We start from the raw sequence: 19,159 nt of genomic DNA on the forward strand, positions 1-19,159 counted from the left end.
CTTATCTCCCGGCGAGTGCCGCAACTGGATCCAGCTGCGCCGCGCGCCGCGCCGGCCACACGCTGAACAGGATGCCGGTCCCAAGTGCAGTACCGCAGGCGGCGACCACCGCCCACCAAGGCGGGCTCACCGGCAGGATGGGATATATCTGCCCGATAACCATGCTTCCCGCATAGCCCAGCACCAGCCCGGCCACGCTGCCGATGCCGGACAGCAGCGCCGCTTCGGCAAAGAACAAGGCGCGTATCTGTGCGGGCGGCGCACCCAGCGCCTTGAGCAGGCCGATCTCCTTGACGCGCTGCGCCACTGCAATGAGCATCACGTTCATGATCAGCACGCCGGCCACGGCAAGGCTGATGGCGGCGATGCCGCCCACTGCCATGGTGAGCGCGGTGAGGATGCGGTCAAAGGTGGCCAGTACGGCATCCTGCGTGATGACGGTCACGTCCTTTTCGCCGCCGTGGCGCTGGAACATGATCTGTTCCGCGTCGTGTTTGACGTCCTCGATGCTGTCGCGGTTCTTGGCCTCGACGAGGATGCGGAACAGGCCGGAAGTATTGAACAACAGGTGTGCAGACGCGACCGGCACGATGACCAACTCGTCGGTGCGCATACCCATGGATTCGCCCTGTGAAGCCAGGATGCCGATCACGCGAAAGCGCCGGTCACCGAGGCGCACCCACTGTCCCACTGCCTGCTCGTTGCCGAACAGTTCGCGCTTCATCTGGCTGCCCAGCACGCATACCGAAGCGCTGTCATGCATGTCGCCCGGCGGCAGGAAGCGGCCGATACCGATGCTCATGTGCCTCACTGCCAGCAGGTCGGATGTGGAACCCAACACGACGACCTCGCGATTCAGCGCACCGTGCGACAGCGTGGCGGAACCGACGGTCAGCGGCGCGATGCGCCTCACGCCGCGGCTGCGCAGGAGCGCTTCGGCATCGTCCAGAGTGATCTCGCGCGGAATCTGCCCCAGCAGCATGCCGGGGCCGATACCTGCCGTTTCGGTACGCCCGGGCAGGACGATCACGAGGTTGGTGCCGAGCGAAGCGAATTGGTTGACCACGTAGAGTCGAGCGCCCTCACCCAACGCGGTGAGTACTACCACCGCCGCAACACCGATGGCCATCGCCAGGATCATGAGCAGCGTGCGTGTCGGGCTGCCGCGCAGGCTGCCGGAGGCGAACTGGATCGTGTCGGCGAGTTTCATTTTGCCTGCGGGTTGTCGGAAATGATGCGCCCGTCGAGCATATGTATCTGGCGCCTGGCCCGCGCACCGATCTCGGCGTCGTGGGTCACTACTACAAGGGTGATGCCCCGATCCATCAAACCTTCCAGCAGCTTGAGCACATCCCAGCCGGTAGTGCGATCCAGATTGCCGGTGGGTTCGTCGGCCAACAGCACGGTCGGGTTCATCACGGTGGCTCGCGCGATAGCAACGCGCTGGCGTTGACCGCCCGAGAGTTGGTCGGGCCGGTGATCGGCGCGCTCCGACAGGCCGTAATTCTGCATCAACACCTGTACGCGTGCCTTGCGCTCCTCGGCCGGAACGCCTGCCAGGATCATCGGCAACTCGACGTTCTGCGCTGCAGTGAGTCGCGGTACCAGATGGAACGACTGGAACACGAAGCCGATCTTGTCGCGGCGCACGTTCGCCTGCTGCTCGTCGCTCAAGTCGGTGACGTTGCCTTCATCCAGCAGATAAGTGCCGGAAGTTGGCCGGTCGAGCAGTCCCAGCAGGTTGAGCAGGGTAGATTTGCCGGAGCCGGACGGCCCCATGATGGATACGTATTCGCTGGCATCCAGGCGCAGGTTGATGTCGCGCAGCGCGGCGACTTGCTGGTCGCCTACGGTGAAGGTGCGGCAGACATTCTGCAACTCGATCATATCGCGCGCTTGGCTGCTTCCGGCACGACGCGCGCCCCGGCTTTGACTCCCTCCCGATCCAGCGAGGACACGATCCTGTCGCCTTCCTCCAGGCCGGAGGTTACCTCGACATATTCCCAACTGGACAATCCGGTCGTAACCTTGCGCGCTTCCAGTACACCGTTGCCGCCGAACAACAGCACTTTGTTGCCTTCCATCAGCGTCTGGGTCGGAATGCGCAGCACATGGTCGCGCACATCGTAGATGATTTCGACATCGGCGCTGTAACCCACCAGCAGATTGTCTTTCGCGGCAAGCTTGTCGAACTCGACCTCCACTTCGACGGTGCGCGCCTGTTTCTCCAGATCGAGCACATACGGTGCGATGCGCCTGACCTTGCCGCCAAAAGTGCGCCCCTTGATCGCATCCAGCGTGATGCGGCTAAGCTGCCCGACCTTTATTTTGGAAGCATCCACCTCGTCGATGGGCGCGCTCACGTACATGCAACTGTCATCGATCAGATCGATAGCCGGCAAGGTCGGAATGCCGGGAGGTGACGGCGTGGCGTATTCGCCCAGTTCGCCGCTGATGTCGGCCACCACGCCGTCGAACGGTGCCCGCAAAACCATGCGATCCAGCCCGGCCCGGGCCAGCGCGATGCGAGATTTGCTCTGTTCGATGTCGCCGCGCGCGGCCTCGCAGGAAGCCTTGCGCGATGCGGCATCGCTGACTGCCTTATCCAATAGCTGCGAGGAAATGAATCCCTTGTTCTTCAGTTCCTGCGAACGATCCGCCTCGCGCTGCGCCGCTTCGGCCAGCGTACATACCTCCTGCACGTGCGTCACCGAAGTCTTAAGCTGCTCCTGCGCCAGTCTTTCCTGCGCACGCAGATCGTTATCCCATAATTCCAGCAGCACCTGCCCCTTGCGCACACGCTGCCCTTTTTTCACCAGCAGCCCGGATATCTGTCCGCCAGCGGGCGGCGACATCTTGGCGCGGCGGCAAGCGTTCACCGTACCCGCTCGGGTGTTGCTGACCGACGCCTCCACCGTGCCGCGCTCCACCTTTTGCAGCACCACCGGGATCGGTTTGCTGCGCGAGAGGTAAGCGACGCCGCCCATCAGGGTGACGACGATGACGACGATGAGTGCGATTTTTGCGTAATGGGAAGAAGCCTTGCCAAGTTGCGGGAAAGTCATTGCTGCTCCTGACTGTTCGCTGCCGTGATGGAACTGGAGGGTGGTGCCGATGACCGGAATCGAACTGGTGACCTACGCGTTACGAGTGCGTTGCTCTACCAACTGAGCTACATCGGCGTTCCGGCGCGGATTATAAGCGGAGAGCCTTCATTGCGGCAACGCTTAATGCCAAAGATATGGTGCAACATCGAATGGTTGCGGCGTTCCATTGATCACATTCAACAGTACCTCGACACTCGCCGGTGACATGGTTATGCCATAACGGAAATGACCGCTGTTGATGTAAAGATTGGGCAAATTCGGATGGCGTCCGATGGTAGGAATGTTGTCCGGCGAACCCGGGCGCAAGCCCGCCCAGTGCCGGATGACAGGCATATCGCGCAAGGCCGGCAGCAGCCCGATCGCACGCCGCAGCAACATTGTGCGCGCTTCCTCGGTCGTACTTTTGTCAAAACCGGCATCTTCCAGCGTACTGCCCACCAGCAAGTGACCATCACGGCGCGGAATCAGGTACAGGTCTTTTTGCAGCATGATGTGCGGCAGGGGCGGCGCATCGAACTTGAACAGCAACATCTGTCCCCGTATCGGCTTGATATCGGCCTGCAAGGCATGTTCGCCCAGCAGCACTTTGCTCCATGCTCCCGCAGTAACGATGTACGCATCCGCGCTGAAGCTGCCCTGCGTCGTCACGAGTTGACTGACCCGCCCTGCTTCCTCGACGATCTGTTTTACCTCGCACTGCTCGACGATACGTCCGCCAAGTTGCTCCACCCGTGCTCGCAAGGCTTGCATCAAACGCGGATTGCGCACTTGGGCAATATCCGGCAAAAGCATGCCGTCATCTTGCATTTCCATATTCACGCCATGTGCTGCACACCATTTCTGCGCAACCTGAACATCGGACGGCGGCAACACCAGCATGCCGCTGCGTTGATATTCCGGATCAATGCCGGTCGTTTGGTATAGCGCCCCGGCGAAACCGCCGAACAGAGCCATGCCGCGCAGCGCCAGCCGGTTCACCTCGTCGGGATAGTCCCAAAGGCACAAAGGCGAAAGTATTCCACCGCCTGCCCAGGATGATTCCCGCCCGGCCAAACCGCGCTCCAGCACTGTCACTTCTGCACCTTGCCGCAACAAACCTTCTGCCGAAGCCAGCCCCAGCGCCCCTGCACCGATCACTACAAACTTAGAATTCAAAATCACTTTTCCTTAATTGCCGACGGCATGAAACCATCGCAGCAACCATAGCTACGTCTTGTTCTGGCTTTAATTTCACAACTTTCCGAAGTAGCGCCTGATATTTGACAAAGACACTTCGTTGATCGAGCTCATGGTCACCCTATCCCCCTCAACATTCCTATTTCGAGCGCACATGTATTACTTCACTTGATGGAGGATTGCTTGCACAAACCCTAAATTTGCTTGTGAGCCAGCAAGACTTTGAGACTATCGTTCAGAACGACGGACTTTACTCCTGACTTTAGGAGGGCGGTCGATATCGGAACATGCTGAGCCCTATTGTAACCACTTCATGCCAAAAATCAGCATCGGTGACATATACAGTGTTTGCCATCAACCGCCCATCCTCAAAAAGCAGCCTTTTGTCGTAAATACTTTTGACCTAGCGATTGAAAAGGCTAGACTTTGTGCCAATTATGGACCGGGGCTGTAGCAGAAGAATAATGCATACCATTACGACACCATTGTTGCTGCATCCACAGAACCGTCGCAGGGCCGTGTTGCCTTTGAACGTTTACTCTCAGTCCAGTGCAAATGTTGGGGCCGGTTTCACATTGATTGAAGTCTTGGTTGTTATTGCCGTTGCAGCCATTTTGATGTCCATTGCGCTACCGAATCTTGCAAACTTCATTGCAAATGCCCGTACCTCAACCGCCGCCAACGATCTGGTCAGCGACCTGATGTTTACCCGCAGTCTGGCTTCTTCGAATCAATATCCAGCGATTGTCTGTCCTCCGTCGAATGCCCCGACAGCGAATACTTCATGCGCCGCTACAGTCTCATGTTCGACCACCCCAAACGACTGGATATTTCTGGGCCGGATCGTATTCATAGACGTAAATTTAAATGGAAAATGCGATGGCAACGAGACAATAATCAGGTACACCGCCCCCACGCTGACGCCTGACACATCTGGAGCATTGACATCGATTGTGCCGAACTTTACCGGCAATCCAAATAACTGGCTTGCTTTCAATCCATACGGAGCGATGATCAATCCTGGCGGAGCAATAACATCGGGAAACTTCAAGCTTTGTGTTAAAGGTGCCAGCCAGTGCAGGCAGATCTCGATTGATTTCAGCGGTCGGCCATCGGTCACGAAAGTGCCATGGTGATCGACAGACAACTTCAGGAAAAAACTTCATGCCTTCCATGAATACCATGCCTGTCAAAGCAAAAGGATTTTCACTGGTTGAAGTCCTGGTGACCTTGCTCGTCGTCTCGATTGGAATCTTCAGCATACTGGCGGTGATCACCGTCAGCCTTCAGATGAATTCATCGTCCGTCTACCGGACCATCGCGTCACAGCAAGCCTACGCGATGGCCGAAATGCTGCGAGCCAATCCCACCACCACCGGAACGATTAATTCAACAGTGGCAGTGACTTTTGCAAACCCGGGAACGGGAGCTACCAGCACAAGCTGCTGGAATTCCACAGGATGTACCCGTAATTTTTATCTCAACACAATGATCGATGCATGGAACAAACAATTGGCGGCGGTACTGCCTTCCGGTGCAGGTACCGTCTGCCAGGACGCCACGCCGAGTGACGGCAGCCCAACAAGTTGGGCATGCGATAACGGATTGTATGCCCCCTACGTCGTCAAGGTATGCTGGAACGAATCGCGCATTGCCGCATCATCCTCCGTCCCCACAGCAGGTTCAGGCGTTGGCAGCGTAATATCCGGAGGGGGAGGATTGCTATGCACCTATACCAACCTGTGAACAATTCACGCATTAAAGGGTATTCGCTTGTCGAGTTCATGATAGCGATTACCATTTCGATGATTATCATGCTGGCTGTAGCAGTTGCTTGGCAGAGCGGCTTCAAGACTCAGCAAAGCCAGACCGACGTAAGCCGGCTGAATGAAACCATACGCTTTGCAATCGATCTGCTATCAAGAGAGATCAAACAAGCTGGATACACCAACACAACCACGTCATTGATGAATGAACTCAGCTTCTGTTCTACTACGACGGTAGGGAGTTCCATTGTAGGCGTCAACGACCCCGCCAATATCAACCCGGCTGGCCCCGTACCTGCCGGACCCACCGGACACTTGCCCGCAGGTTCAACAATAGTTATGAACCAAAGCGATGCAATCCGCGTCCGTTATTACGGGGAAGACACCATCGCGGGAACATTTGCCCCCACTCCCTCGACCAATACCTCGCAAGACTGCCTTGGCAACCCTATAGCACTTGGGACGCTGATTGAAGATACGATGTACGTTGCTGCAGATCCGAACAACAAGAATGAGCCAACCTTGTGGTGCCACACGAGCAATCCCAATGCTGGGGTTAACTCTACGCTACCCATGGTAGCCGGGGTGGAAAGTCTGCAGATTCTCTACGGGGAGGATATTTCGTCTCCGTTGGACGGAATTATCGATCGCTACGTCCCCTGGCAGCTGGTTACAAACCCTGACAACATCCTGAGCGTGAAGGTTTCCATTGTCGCCCGCAGCCCCAATCCTGTTGCGCTCGACACCACAGCAAAAACCTTTTATCACTTCGGCGGCGCAACTGCTGGAGTAGCTGGCTCCGTCGGCTCAATAATGCCATATACAGACCCGACAGGCGGCTCAAGCCCCGGAACAATATTTGTTGCGCCCACCATCCCGAACGACGCGAAAATGCGGCTGCGCCTGCCGCCAATGTCTGCTGAAATTGCCGTGCGGAATTTCAGCTTTTGCCAATAGGTGAGTGCAAATGAATAATTGGCAATTAAGCGCAATTGGATCCAGGCAGAACCAGCAAGGGTTCAGCCTGATCATGGCACTTGGTTTCATGGTTTTTCTAACATTGATCGTGCTCAGCATGGTCAACGTGACGAGTTCAGACGAAAAAATCGCTCGCAACTCTCGCGACAAGGATCTCGCCTTCGCGGCAGCTGAAGCCGCATTGCGCGATGCAGAGATGTATATTTCAGGCAGTTATATGTACCCGTACAATCCAAAATTAAACGTTGCTTTATACACCAGCAATTGCCCTAACGCCCTGTGCGACTTGAGATCTACTCCCGTCAATCTGGGAATACGTGATTTTTTCAGCCCCGACATCTACGGCAGCAAAAGCAATGTCCTGGGCTATGCCTCCGATGGAGTCACTCCCACCACATATTCTCCAAAGATAAATGGAGTGGCTAGCCAACCACGCTATTTGATCGAAGTTGTTAACACCAACGACCCCAGTGGTAACAATCCAATTGCATATAGAATTACTGCGCAGAGTGTCGGAAAATCGATGGACACTCGTGTTACTTTGCAGGAGCTATATAACCCGTAATGATTTCCTGTTTTCAGACTTCCGAACACAATAGTTTTATGTGCGGCATGTGAGATGAGGCATGTAATTTCTGCCTTCTGAAGGCGACTGACCACAAGAAATTACAGGTCATGCCTGTTAAGCGAGTGACGAAATCCGCTGAATTTTCAAGTACCAATATTTACATATTGATCACCATACCGGCAGCGATACTTTCCATACTGTGCGGTCCGACCACAATCAGCATAATAGACACGATTTAAGCTGCAAAGAGCACATGGAATAGTAGATACACCTCCTCATCCAGAAGGCAAAGCGCGCCTCTTGTCACAGGAAGGTTGAGGGGGAGCAGCATAGCGGTGTGAATGTTTCAACTGACCAGATCAATAATCAGCGGGCAATACGCTACCAGCAAGTTGAAGGACTTCCCGGAGCGCTGCCTTTAATACCCATGTTATCCAGGGTCAGTGTTCCACAATCAGCATCGACAAACCCGTTCCCCGGCGTAGCAATAATTTTGTAAGTGTCCGGAGTGGTAGTGACGGTAATAGTGATTGTGTACTTCAATGCGTTGATGTTGTCACCGGAAAAATTGCTCCATCCGTTCGGTTCCGGTGTCGGCGGAGGTGTGTTCACCGCATAATAGGAATAATTATTGGTGAAGTAGCGCTCCTCCATCTGCGACAAATTAAGCATGGTAGCTTCGGCTTGATGGCGACTAGCCCTGACCACATATTGCCGGTAAGACGGAATAGCGATCGCGGTCAGCACTCCGATAATGGCGAGCACAATCAATACCTCGATAAGCGTAAACCCATTAATGCGTGTTCTCATGGCGTTCCCAGGTTAGTTAAAATTGCTTCCATGAAAGGCGTCCAAACTTTCCTAACTTGTGTCTAATGTCGCAATTGAGCCCTCCGCCCATCTCACTCGGGTAACAGGACTGTACCAGTGCAGAGGAAGTTCTGGCCAAATTGTTCAAAAATCCCCAGCCGGGTACGAAGTAGTTAGCCGCATTACAGTTCCCTGCAGTGCAAGGATTCGGTTGTTGTGTCGGCAAACCTGCCGGAGGTGCAATCCCCGCGGCCGCAGCCCCGGCCGCAGAAGGAGGAATATCAAATGACACCGGATTCAATGCGGCGCCGCCAACCAAGGATTTCCCGCTTGCAGGTACCTGGATGGCCACCGTCGAGCCGGGCGGAATAAAGGAAACATATCCGCTTGGATTGCCGGGGATAAGGAATAGTCCTGCGGGAACAGCTCCCCCCGTCAAATAGGAAAGGTTGTATTCGAAGCCGCTTGTGTTGCCGGTGCATGGATTCGTGGCCGGCGTCAGTGTCGTAAATTGAATTACTGATCCGGTCAGAACAGGGGGGTCCGAATGCGAACGCTCCCCATTGCCCGGCAGATCGAAGAACCAGCCGAATTGCTGGGGAGTTCCCGATAATGATGCAAGCTGGGTAGCGGGCGTCACGTTCGGAACGGTCGCCGGACACAGGTTGGTCGCGTTACTAGTCGCCAGCGGGGTCGGTGAAAAATTCGGATCGCATGACGACTGAATGGTATAGGTTGTGCAGTTGCCCGTGCCAGGTGTACATGAATTACCGTTGCTGTCGACGGAATACGTCCCGATAATCGCCTGGCGCTGCAGCGCGCTTCGGCCCGCCACCGGGGCACCCATATCCCATATCCCATACAGCGTGTCGGTATAGAAAAGCGTGCCACTCTGAGGGTTCACGTCTGCCTGATCTATCCACGAACCAGTGCCAAACATGACCATAAATCCGCCATTCGGGTTTCTCGCAGCTGTTGGCGCGGTCGTAATTTGTTGCCGGTGTCCAGCCCCATCCACTGCCGAGAATAGAGGAGAACCGGAAAAAGCAGGTCCCCAGGAAGTGGGACTGATGGAAGTCAAGTCAATCTTCCACATGTTGCCGTTTCTGTCGCCGCCGTAGACATAATCGATCATTCCGTCCTGATTGATGTCGATGGCCGTCACCGAAGCGAGGCCATTGGAAGCATTGTTCGGAGTACCGGGGCTTGTCAGGGTAATTTTGAAATAGTTCGTCCCCAGTGTCCATGGCTGGGTAGTACTCAGATTCGGGTCAACGTACAGGATGTACAGGTAGGCGTTATTGTTGTTCGGATTGCCAGTCGCATCAACACTGTTGAAACCGTTCCCGAAAATCACGGCGAAGCGCTTGTTATTGAGCTTGCGGATGATAGGCTGGCTGAAGGTGTAGCCCAGATCCGGGTCGTCCTTGTCGGTAAATTCCCAGAGTACATTTGAGGAACCGAATCCCGTCACCGGGTCTGTAATATTCAGGGCATAAATTCCCTTTCCACCGGCATTCAAACCACCGACCAGCATCGTCATCCATGTGTCGTTGGTGCCATCGCAATATGCCGAACCCGAGCCATTTCTGATGCAAACATCCGACGTGACGGGACTGCCATCGACGTAATACCTATGGGCGTAATTCGGGCTCATGAGCATACTGAGCGATGAATAGCTTGCATAGGGAACGTAACCGAACACCTCGGTTCCACTATATGAAGTGGAAAGACCTGCTTTGCAATTTGCGGGTTGCGTGGAGGCAGGAGTACTACCCGACATCTGTGGGCAACTGCTGGGAAGGTTGGTTGTGGGATCGATGTAGTATGCTGCATTGTAAGCGTGAAGCATGCCATCGTTGCCACCCACATAGATCATGGGCGTACGTGAAGCCTCGACTTGCGCAAAGTATTTGTATGAGGCGTCGGGAAATGCAGCAGACGGGGCAGAAACATAGAGCGGATTTGAAAAAATCACATCGCCCAACTGGCCCGTCGGTCCCGCTGTATAGGACGCCAATGTTGGACAACCAGAGCTGCAGGCCAAACCTTCAGCTCGCCTCGAACGCCATAAATGGTTTGCCTGTGTATTTGGACTTGCAGCACCCGTCGCGCTGGGCAGATATGCTTCTTTTGTCATGTCTCCCCGGATGTATGTCACGCGGTCAACACCAAAACCATCCACAACACCAAGGTCGCTCGTGTTCAGCAAACCCTGTTGGTACGAATCAAAATTGGACAGTCCATTGCTGGAATCCGGAGCAAACTGGATACCCGCGTATGACGTACGGTTGAAGGAAACAATGTTGCGCACCGACGGATTGGGAAGCATCTGCGATGCAGTCCAGTTGGCAGTCGTATTGAACGTTCCCGATTGGGATATCACAAAGGCTTGCACATCGCCTGTCCAGCCACCGGAATTGTAACCAGCCTGGTAGATATAGGCACCTGTCCCTGTGTTCAGAGTACCGGCCGACTGGGCCAAAGCCGCTTCGTCGCCTTGGGCTGCGGCAATACTCTGGATCGCACTTTTCACGGAAGCGATCATGGATATCGGATCACCCGCACGCAGCAGATTTTTGGGCCAGTTCATATAGGCGGTAGAACTGCCGTAGTTTGGAGGGGAAGAATAACCTGTATTGCACGGAAAACTGTTGCCCAGAAGCGAGTTGTACCACGCGGCAGTGGAACTCCATAAGCCGGAAGCATCATAATTAGTCGGATCGCCATACTTTGCGGTCAACCAAAATTGTTTTTGGTATGCACAATCCTTGTCTTCCTGGACATCAATGACAAAGGTTTTGACGGTCATGGGGCTGCTGTTGGGCGCGAGATCAGGGCGTATGTTATTCGTGGCTGCCCATGCTGCTAATCCAGCCATATAGAAGCTGGCGCCCCCTGCTCCGGTCATGGACTGGGCAATACCTCCCATCCCCTCCATCGCCCCAACCGCGTTGGTTGCATCAGCTGTACCAGTGGCCGCTGAGATTGTGGTGCCATTAATCTTCCCTAAAATTCCGGTATCGCCTGACAAAGAACCCAAATCATTCGGGTGAGCGTTATTATTCCCATCTGTATAGGCATTACACACCGAACTGCCAGTGGTGGTATACGTGCCTCCGGGCAGGCGTTTGTCGCACCAAGTATGCGCGTCTCCCATCGTGATGATGTAGTTTTTCTGGCAGGAATACTTCACCGGATCATCCCAAGTGGTGATCACTGGAAAGCCGTCACTCGTTGCACTTTTCGCACCATTGTAAAAGGCGGTCGTAGGTGCGGGGGTTCCGGTTGCTGTCGTGCCGTTATAATTTCCCCCGCGTAGATATTTCAGGGTTTCATAATAAAGCTTGCCTATATCGTCGTAGGTTTTGTAATACTTGGCTGTGCTTCCGAATTTGTTGATGTAATTGATGACCCCGGAATTGGCTGGTGCCACTCCCCATGGGGTCGTCATTGTCGCCGTGTCCCCGGAATCGGGATTGTTGATGAACGTCCCGTCGGTCGCAGACCATTCGGCAGCCGCATTGGGCCCGAACCCGCCCGCCAGCAACAACTGTTGTGGCCCCAGATATTTCGCCTTGGAGCGCAATACCGCATTGTCAATATCCGAAATTCCTCCCCCGCTGTTTGCAACACCGCCGCTGTTCATGAAATAGGATGTCACCCCGAAACGCATCGAAATGCTATTTCCCTGCAAAACACCGGTCGGCTTCCATGTCGCGTTGTCGCTATATTGCTGGCAATCGCTCTCGACGCCTACCGTCGGATCACAGACTTTTGCACGTACATTATAGGTAGTGGTGCCACTGCCCAACGTCACGTTATATGAGGAATAATAATAAATTGGTGCACCATAGGTGCCAGTATTAGTTGCATCATAGTAAACAGTGATAGGGCTGTTTATGTTATTTGTGATGTTGTAATTGGTGAGATACTTCTTTTTGGATACGGTCGTATACGAATACGATGCGGGTGAATTTGACACATAGGTATCCGTTGACGGCGAGGAAGGCGTAAAAGATGAGCATTGATAATATGTATTGCCACCGTATGAGATAGCGGTATAACTTGAACATGTAGACGTAGTACCGTTATTGTCCAGTGAGGTACAGGTAGTCGTTGGTGTGGTGCCAGAAACAGAACACGTCACATTGTTGTTCAGGTAGGGAGTTGAAGACGTACCTGGGGTCGAAGCTAGCCCGCCCACATTGGGAGCAGACAGCGGCATTGTAGTAGCGAATCCTGCACCTCCCGAAAACAGTCCAAATCCACTGCAAATATAAGGTGAACTCGCTGTCCCACTTCCAATCCAGCTATTGCAGCTCCCTGTTGTCCCATTCGACAAAGCAGCCGTACAACTTGGAGGTTTAGCCGAGAAACTACCGGCAGGGCAACTGATGTTCACACTGCCCGCTACCGACGATGCTGTCAGCACGCTGGATGTCATAGCACTCGGCGAAGTAACCGGGACACCAGCTGAGTCGGTTTGGAAAACTGAACATTGATAAGGGCTCGTTGAAGTACCATTACCAATATAGGTCGCACAACTCACCGCATCTCCGCTCGAAAGGGAATAGCCATAACCAATTGAGGAGCCTGTACCGCCGCAATTGAAACCGCCACCCGAAAGCAGTTGGGGTCCCAGGCAAGTCGCCGTAGCAGTTGTTGCGTTGCTAGGGGTTACCACCATCGTGACCCCGTTCCCCTTGTTGACAATGGTCAGTGCTACGCCCGCCGCATAGCCTGTTGTAACCCCATCCTCCGTATAAGCTTTATTAATGAAGTTGCCACCCTGGTTAGATTGATAGCTTCTTTCCAGCACTGTCAACCCGCCCGGATTCGTCGTGGAGTTGGGAAGATCAACTACCCTGTTGCCGCCAGTCATGGCAAAACGGAATTCATCCAGACCCGCCATCGACACCCAGTTCAGAAAGTTCCCGCTCCAGCCGCTGACACATGCGTGAGGCGAGCTGGATACAGTAGTCGAATAGGCAATCGGGTAAAACCAGCCCGACACTGAACCGCTGGTCAATGCGGAGTTATAGGCATAACACTTCTGGTCGTCGAAATAGCCAAGGTAGGTATTGTTGCGTGAATAGGAACTGGCGTCCTGATAGGCCGGCGTGATCGCCGTCGGGAACTCCACCGAAAGCGCAAACATGATGTTGGGTGGCACACCGCTTTTCAGGCTCAAGGGCAACTGGGACAGCGTTCCGGCCAAAGATGAAATCGAAATTGCAGCCATCAATGCGGCAGCAATAAGATTCGATTGAATTCTGATCATGTTCATAACGCTACCCCTTTATGCTCCAAACGAATCACCGACATATCCAAAAACAATGTGCCCATGACAAGCCATTAGAATCTCGAGTTGAGTTTAATTTCTTTCAATTCAATGTCAAATCTGTGCGACAAGTGGTTAATTTTGAAAGACGGACGGTAACCCGATTACAGCATTCGGGAGAGACGACTTGATGGGAATGCAATCAGTTGCTCGGAATGAGGGCTTTCGGAAGCGGAAAAACGACATTCTCCTGAATGCCTTCTGCCTCGCGCACACTGATTGCACCCAGTTGTTTGAGCCGTGAGATGACTGCCTGCACCAGCACTTCCGGAGCGGATGCGCCGGCTGTAATGCCGACATGTTGCCTGCCCTGCAACCATTCCGGCTTGAGTTCATCGGCGTTATCAACCAGATAGGCCGGGACATCAAGGTTGCGTGCAACTTCACGCAGGCGGTTGGAATTGGAACTGTTCGGCGAGCCGACCACGATGACCAGGTCGCATTGTTTCGCCAACAACTTTACCGAGTCCTGCCGGTTCTGCGTGGCATAACATATGTCGTCCTTTTTCGGCCCCGTGATAAACGGGAAGCGCGTCTTGAGCGCGGCGATGATGGCGCTGGCATCGTCCACCGAAAGCGTGGTCTGCGTCACATAGGACAGATTCTGCCCGTCCTGTACCTGCAGTGTTTGTACGTCGGCTGGCGTTTCGACCAGATACATGCCGCCGTTGCTCTGCCCCATCGTACCCTCCACTTCGGGATGGCCTTTGTGACCGATCATCACGATCTCTTTACCCTGACCACGCATGCGGGAAACCTCGAGATGCACCTTGGTCACCAATGGGCAAGTCGCATCGAATACGGTCAGATTGCGCGACTCGGCCTCGCGGCGCACCGATTGCGGAACGCCGTGCGCACTGAAAATCAGAATGCTGCCGGAAGGCACATCTGCCAGATTTTCGATGAAGATCGCGCCCTTGGCTTTCAAGCCGTCGACAACGAATTTGTTGTGTACCACTTCGTGCCGCACATAGATGGGCGCGCCGTGCAATACCAAAGCCCGTTCCACGATCTCGATGGCGCGATCGACTCCGGCGCAGAAGCCGCGCGGGTTAGCGAGTAACAGGTCCATGTTTTTTTCCTTTGAAGCTATCCCAGATCAACAGCGCTGCACCGCAGGTGATCGCAGAGTCGGCCAGGTTAAATGCGGCGAAGTGGGCGCTGCCCCAATAGAAATCGAGGAAGTCCACCACATAACCGTAAGCGATACGGTCGATCAGATTGCCCAGCGCCCCGCCAAGAATGAATGCCAACGCAAAGCAGAACAGTTTTTGCGACTGGTGCTTGCGTAGCAGCCAGATGATCCATGCCGAAGCAACGAGTGCAACGACGCTGAACAGCCAGCGCTGCAAACCGCCTGCGTCGCTCAAAAAACTGAAGGCCGCGCCCGTGTTGTGTGCCAATACCAAATTGAAAAACGGCATCACGGCAAAACTTTCGCCATAGACAAGATGATTGCTGATCGCTGCCTTGCTCAACTGGTCAAGGACGATGACCACGACTGAAACCAGAAGCCAGCGACTAAGCATAGCGACGCGCCTCGCCTTTGCCGTACAGGTTGCTCACGCAACGGCCACAAAGTGTCGGGTGAGCGGCATCGCTGCCCACGTCCGAGCGGTAGTGCCAGCAACGTTCGCATTTGGCGTGCGCACTTGGCGAAACCTTGATCTCCAGTTCGCCTTCGCGCAGATGCACATTGGCACGCGATGTGATGAACACCAACCGCAGGTCATCGCCCAGCCGTGCCAGCAATTCAAAAATATCATTCGGCGCATACACATCGATTTCAGCCTGCAATGCGGAACCGATAGCGCTCGTTGCGCGTTGTTCTTCCAACTTCTTGTTCACTTGATCGCGCACCGCTCGAATGTCGCTCCAGGCGCTCATTGCCGCACCATCCAATCCGGAATTCGGCAATTTGTACCAAACAGTTTCGAACACACTCGCATCATCCTTGCCATTCAAAGTCGCCCAGACCTCTTCGCCGGTAAAACTCAATATCGGCGAGATCAAACGCGCCAAGGATTGCGCGATGTGATACAGCGCATTCTGCGCTGAGCGGCGTGCATTGGAATTCTCGCCGGCAGTGTAAAGGCGGTCTTTCAAAATATCGAGATAGAAACCACCCAAGTCTTCCGAGCAGAAACCCAGCAACTTTTGTACCGCGAAGTGGAATTCGTAACGCTCATAATCGCCACACACTCCTTCCTGCAATTTCTGCGTCAATGCCAGCGCATATCGGTCGATCTCCAGCCATTGCTCCACTGGCATGGCATCGCGATTCACGTCGAAGTCGGCGATGTTTGCCAGCAGGAAACGCAGCGTATTGCGGATACGGCGGTAACTTTCCACCACCCGCTTCAAAATTTCGTCCGATATTGTCAGTTCGCCGGAGTAATCGGTGGAAGCCGCCCACAAGCGCAGGATGTCCGCACCCAGCGTATCCAGAATCTTCTGCGGCGCGATGACATTACCCTTGGACTTCGACATCTTGTGGCCATTGCCGTCCACCACAAAGCCGTGCGTGAGCAGCGCATCGTAAGGCGCGCGGCCATTGATGGCGCAGCCAGTCAGCAACGACGACTGGAACCAGCCGCGATGCTGGTCGGAGCCTTCCAGATACAGATCGGCCGGCACACGCAGCCCTTCGCGTTTCGCCAGAACGGCGTAATGCGTCACACCCGAATCGAACCACACGTCCAGCGTATCGGAGAGTTTGCGGTAGTGCGCAGCATCTTCGCCCAACAGATCGACGCTGTTCAGGCTGAACCAGGCCTCGATACCGGATTGCTCGACGCGCTTGGCAACTTGCTCCAGCAATTCCGGCGTGCGCGGATGCAATTGCATCGTTTCCTTGTGCACGAAGAACGGCATCGGCACACCCCAATTGCGCTGGCGCGATACGCACCAGTCGGGACGGTTCTTGATCATCGCTTCGAGCCGCGCGCGCCCCCAGGACGGGAAGAATTGTGTTCCGGCAACCGCCTGATTGGCGAGGTCGCGCAAGGATGTACCACTGGACGGCTGATGCCGAACGGATAGAGTCAAATCTTCATTATTTCTGTGAGTTAATGATGCAACTTGCTCCATGCCGATGAACCATTGTGGTGTGGAGCGGAAAATGATCGGCGTCTTGTGACGCCAGCAATGCGGATAGCTGTGTTTGAGTTTTTCCTGATGCAACAAATGTCCGCTCGCTTCCATCGCTTGCAGCACGATGTCGTTCGCCTTCCACACGAACACGCCTGCCAATGGCGTTCCCCCGACTGCCGGAGTAGTGGAGATGAACTTGCCGTCGTCGCCAACCGGATTCTCGTTCGGCAGGCCGTAACGCTGGCCGACCACATAGTCGTCCACACCGTGTGCCGGTGCGGTATGCACAAGACCGGTACCCGCTTCCAGCGTGACATGCTCGCCGCAGATGACGGGCACGATGCGGTCGTAGAACGGGTGTTGCAACGGCAAACCTTCCAGCGCCGCGCCGTAACAGGTGGCCGCAAGACCGTCGCCCCGGTCGTTGCTGCCGCCCAACTGGTAGCGGCTCAGGCATGCAGCCGCCAGATCGAATGCCAGGATCAGATATCCCTTCTCGGTTCGGATCAGGTCGTACTGCAATGCAGGATGTACACTCACGGCCTGGTTGGCGGGTAACGTCCACGGCGTGGTGGTCCAGATCACCGCGTACACTTTGGCACTGCCCGGCAGCGACACACCGAATGCCTTTTCTACTGCGTGTTTGTCTTTCACCTCAAAACCGACGTCGATGGCGGGCGACACTTTGTCCTCGTATTCGACTTCGGCTTCAGCCAAGGCCGACTGGCAATCCAGGCACCAGTTCACCGGCTTGCGGCCTTGATACAAATACCCGCGTTCATGGATCTTGCCGAGCGCGCGGATGATGTCCGCTTCGGTCCGGAAATCCATGGTCAGGTAGGGACGGTCCCAGTCTCCCAGCACGCCGAGACGGATGAAATCTTTCTTCTGGCGCTCAATCTGCTCTTTCGCGTATTCGCGGCACAGTTCGCGGAACTGCGAAGCGGGGATCGCCTTGCCGTGTTTCTTCTCCACCTGCAATTCGATGGGCAAGCCGTGACAATCCCATCCCGGAACGTAAGGCGCATCTAAGCCGCTCAGGGTCTTGCTCTTGATGATGATGTCCTTCAGCACCTTGTTCACCGCATGGCCAATGTGGATATCGCCGTTCGCATAAGGAGGGCCGTCGTGCAGGATGAATTTCGGGCGCCCTGCCGCGGCCTTGCGGATGCGCTGGTAGCGCTGCTGCGCCTGCCATTGCGCCAGCATCAGCGGCTCTCGTTTGGCCAGATCGCCACGCATGGGGAATGTCGTATCGGGAAGATTCAGCGGATATTTCTTTTTGTCATCACTCATGTTCGATAAACCATTTCTTTGCCTTGTCAACATCCAGCGCGATCTGCCGGGTCAATGCTTCAAGATTCGGATACTTCTCTTCGTCACGCAGCTTCTGCAGGAATTCCACGCGCAGATGCTTGCCATATATTTGCTGTGAAAACTCGAACAGATGCACTTCGAGTACCGGTTTCGCATTCTGCTTCAGTGTCGGGCGCACACCCAGGCTCGCCACGCCCTGCAGCACGCCCAACCCCTCGGTATGCGCCAGCACCACATAGATGCCCTTGAGCGGCGGCAGATTGTGTTTCAACTGGATGTTCGCGGTGGGGAAGCCGAGTTTGCGCCCCATGCCGTCGCCATGCACAACGCGGCCGCTGATGCTGTAAGGACGCCCCAGGTACTCGCGCGCCATGCGTATCTGCCCTGCCGCCAGCGCCGCACGTATCGCGGTGCTGGAGATGCGCACCCCGTCATGCAACACGCTGTGCACTGCCTGCACCTCAAAGCCGCGTTCCCCGCCAATCTTCTCCATCAGCGCGAAATCGCCGACCCGACCGCTACCGAAGCGGAAATCGTCGCCGATCAGCACGAATTTCGCATGCAGCTTTTCATGCAGTGCATGGATGAAATCTGCGGCAGTCTTGCGCGCGAACAGCGCATCGAAACGGCAGACATGCACGCGGTCCACCCCCATCGTGCTGAACAACTCGAGCTTTTCGCGCAGGCTGGTGAGCCGCGCCGGCGCCTGCTGCGGCGTGAAAAACTCGCGCGGATGCGGCTCAAAGATGACCACTGCAGTCTGCAACCCGCGAGCCTGCGCGGCAGCACGCAATTCCTTGAGCATCGCCTGATGGCCCAGATGCACACCGTCGAAATTACCGATGGTGACAGCCACAGCTTGAGTGTTTGTAGAATGTAGTCCGCGTAGAATCTGCATAGGGCGCGGATTATACCGTGAGATATCCTGTTGAGCCTCTCTGAGCATCATCCCAAAGAAGGCGTTACAAAATAAAAGCGGGCTCAACGCCCGCTTTTGTCA

The 19,159-nt window shown here is 55.1% G+C and carries 14 protein-coding genes and 1 tRNA gene; 4 read left to right on the forward strand and 11 right to left on the reverse strand.

Features of this window, described 5'->3' with window-relative positions:
* Position 1: 1 nt before the first annotated feature.
* The 5 genes from QOY30_RS10710 to QOY30_RS10730 all read right to left on the reverse strand — a co-directional run bounded on the left by QOY30_RS10710 (position 2) and on the right by QOY30_RS10730 (position 4,262).
* Positions 2-1,210 carry an ABC transporter permease gene (locus QOY30_RS10710; protein WP_283744607.1) on the reverse strand — a complete coding sequence of 403 codons (1,209 nt, stop codon included), beginning with the start codon at positions 1,208-1,210 and terminating at the stop codon, positions 2-4.
* Positions 1,207-1,887, reverse strand: coding sequence for an ABC transporter ATP-binding protein (locus tag QOY30_RS10715; protein ID WP_283744608.1), 681 nt, complete (start codon positions 1,885-1,887; stop codon positions 1,207-1,209). Before QOY30_RS10715 ends, QOY30_RS10710 begins: the two co-directional genes overlap by 4 nt.
* The gene (locus QOY30_RS10720) at positions 1,884-3,065 is read right to left on the reverse strand and encodes an efflux RND transporter periplasmic adaptor subunit (RefSeq protein WP_283744609.1); all 1,182 of its coding nucleotides are present in this window, start codon (positions 3,063-3,065) and stop codon (positions 1,884-1,886) included. Before QOY30_RS10720 ends, QOY30_RS10715 begins: the two co-directional genes overlap by 4 nt.
* Positions 3,066-3,106: 41 nt before the next feature.
* Positions 3,107-3,182, reverse strand: a tRNA-Thr gene (locus QOY30_RS10725).
* 45 nt (positions 3,183-3,227) lie between these two features.
* On the reverse strand, positions 3,228-4,262 hold the full coding sequence (locus QOY30_RS10730; RefSeq protein WP_283744610.1) for an NAD(P)/FAD-dependent oxidoreductase: 1,035 nt from the start codon (positions 4,260-4,262) through the stop codon (positions 3,228-3,230).
* Positions 4,263-4,747: 485 nt separating this feature from the next.
* Between QOY30_RS10730 and QOY30_RS10735 the strand changes: the two genes are divergently transcribed.
* From QOY30_RS10735 to QOY30_RS10750, 4 genes are read left to right on the forward strand one after another with little or no spacing between them, the layout of a single operon-like run.
* Positions 4,748-5,419, forward strand: coding sequence for a GspH/FimT family pseudopilin (locus tag QOY30_RS10735; protein ID WP_283744611.1), 672 nt, complete (start codon positions 4,748-4,750; stop codon positions 5,417-5,419).
* Positions 5,420-5,447: 28 nt separating this feature from the next.
* On the forward strand, positions 5,448-6,029 hold the full coding sequence (gene pilV / locus QOY30_RS10740) for a type IV pilus modification protein PilV (RefSeq protein WP_283744612.1): 582 nt from the start codon (positions 5,448-5,450) through the stop codon (positions 6,027-6,029).
* Positions 6,008-7,006: a PilW family protein gene (locus tag QOY30_RS10745; RefSeq protein WP_283744613.1), complete on the forward strand. Its 999-nt coding sequence runs from the start codon at positions 6,008-6,010 to the stop codon at positions 7,004-7,006. Before pilV ends, QOY30_RS10745 begins: the two co-directional genes overlap by 22 nt.
* A gap of 10 nt (positions 7,007-7,016) precedes the next feature.
* Positions 7,017-7,592, forward strand: coding sequence for a pilus assembly PilX family protein (locus QOY30_RS10750; RefSeq protein ID WP_283744614.1), 576 nt, complete (start codon positions 7,017-7,019; stop codon positions 7,590-7,592).
* A gap of 384 nt (positions 7,593-7,976) precedes the next feature.
* Here QOY30_RS10750 and QOY30_RS10755 read toward each other — a convergent pair whose 3' ends face one another.
* The 6 genes from QOY30_RS10755 to QOY30_RS10780 form a co-directional block, all read right to left on the reverse strand.
* Complete coding sequence (locus tag QOY30_RS10755; protein ID WP_283744615.1) at positions 7,977-8,405, reverse strand: type IV pilin protein; 429 nt, start codon at positions 8,403-8,405, stop codon at positions 7,977-7,979.
* 16 nt (positions 8,406-8,421) lie between these two features.
* Positions 8,422-13,695 carry a pilus assembly protein gene (locus QOY30_RS10760; protein WP_283744616.1) on the reverse strand — a complete coding sequence of 1,758 codons (5,274 nt, stop codon included), beginning with the start codon at positions 13,693-13,695 and terminating at the stop codon, positions 8,422-8,424.
* A 196-nt stretch (positions 13,696-13,891) separates the two neighbouring features.
* Entirely contained in the window at positions 13,892-14,821 is a 930-nt protein-coding gene (ispH, locus tag QOY30_RS10765) for a 4-hydroxy-3-methylbut-2-enyl diphosphate reductase (protein WP_283744617.1), read from the reverse strand.
* On the reverse strand, positions 14,802-15,278 hold the full coding sequence (lspA, locus tag QOY30_RS10770; RefSeq protein WP_283744618.1) for a signal peptidase II: 477 nt from the start codon (positions 15,276-15,278) through the stop codon (positions 14,802-14,804). Before lspA ends, ispH begins: the two co-directional genes overlap by 20 nt.
* Complete coding sequence (gene ileS, locus QOY30_RS10775; protein WP_283744619.1) at positions 15,271-18,138, reverse strand: isoleucine--tRNA ligase; 2,868 nt, start codon at positions 18,136-18,138, stop codon at positions 15,271-15,273. Before ileS ends, lspA begins: the two co-directional genes overlap by 8 nt.
* The gene (locus tag QOY30_RS10780; RefSeq protein WP_283744620.1) at positions 18,131-19,057 is read right to left on the reverse strand and encodes a bifunctional riboflavin kinase/FAD synthetase; all 927 of its coding nucleotides are present in this window, start codon (positions 19,055-19,057) and stop codon (positions 18,131-18,133) included. The genes ileS and QOY30_RS10780 overlap by 8 nt, the downstream gene beginning before the upstream one ends.
* Positions 19,058-19,159 lie beyond the last annotated feature (102 nt).

This window comes from Sideroxydans sp. CL21, from assembly GCF_902459525.1.
Lineage (GTDB): Bacteria > Pseudomonadota > Gammaproteobacteria > Burkholderiales > Gallionellaceae > Sideroxyarcus.

Bases quoted from the DNA above. Each gene is read 5' to 3' on its own strand.
- QOY30_RS10745 (WP_283744613.1), top strand. From the start codon at position 6,008: ATGCACCTATACCAACCTGTGAACAATTCACGCATTAAAGGGTATTCG.
- QOY30_RS10735 (WP_283744611.1), top strand. From the start codon at position 4,748: ATGCATACCATTACGACACCATTGTTGCTGCATCCACAGAACCGTCGC.
- pilV (WP_283744612.1), top strand. From the start codon at position 5,448: ATGCCTTCCATGAATACCATGCCTGTCAAAGCAAAAGGATTTTCACTG.
- QOY30_RS10710 (WP_283744607.1), bottom strand. From the start codon at position 1,210: ATGAAACTCGCCGACACGATCCAGTTCGCCTCCGGCAGCCTGCGCGGC.
- lspA (WP_283744618.1), bottom strand. From the start codon at position 15,278: ATGCTTAGTCGCTGGCTTCTGGTTTCAGTCGTGGTCATCGTCCTTGAC.
- QOY30_RS10715 (WP_283744608.1), bottom strand. From the start codon at position 1,887: ATGATCGAGTTGCAGAATGTCTGCCGCACCTTCACCGTAGGCGACCAG.
- ileS (WP_283744619.1), bottom strand. From the start codon at position 18,138: ATGAGTGATGACAAAAAGAAATATCCGCTGAATCTTCCCGATACGACA.
- QOY30_RS10755 (WP_283744615.1), bottom strand. From the start codon at position 8,405: ATGAGAACACGCATTAATGGGTTTACGCTTATCGAGGTATTGATTGTG.
- QOY30_RS10750 (WP_283744614.1), top strand. From the start codon at position 7,017: ATGAATAATTGGCAATTAAGCGCAATTGGATCCAGGCAGAACCAGCAA.
- QOY30_RS10780 (WP_283744620.1), bottom strand. From the start codon at position 19,057: ATGCAGATTCTACGCGGACTACATTCTACAAACACTCAAGCTGTGGCT.
- ispH (WP_283744617.1), bottom strand. From the start codon at position 14,821: ATGGACCTGTTACTCGCTAACCCGCGCGGCTTCTGCGCCGGAGTCGAT.
- QOY30_RS10760 (WP_283744616.1), bottom strand. From the start codon at position 13,695: ATGAACATGATCAGAATTCAATCGAATCTTATTGCTGCCGCATTGATG.
- QOY30_RS10720 (WP_283744609.1), bottom strand. From the start codon at position 3,065: ATGACTTTCCCGCAACTTGGCAAGGCTTCTTCCCATTACGCAAAAATC.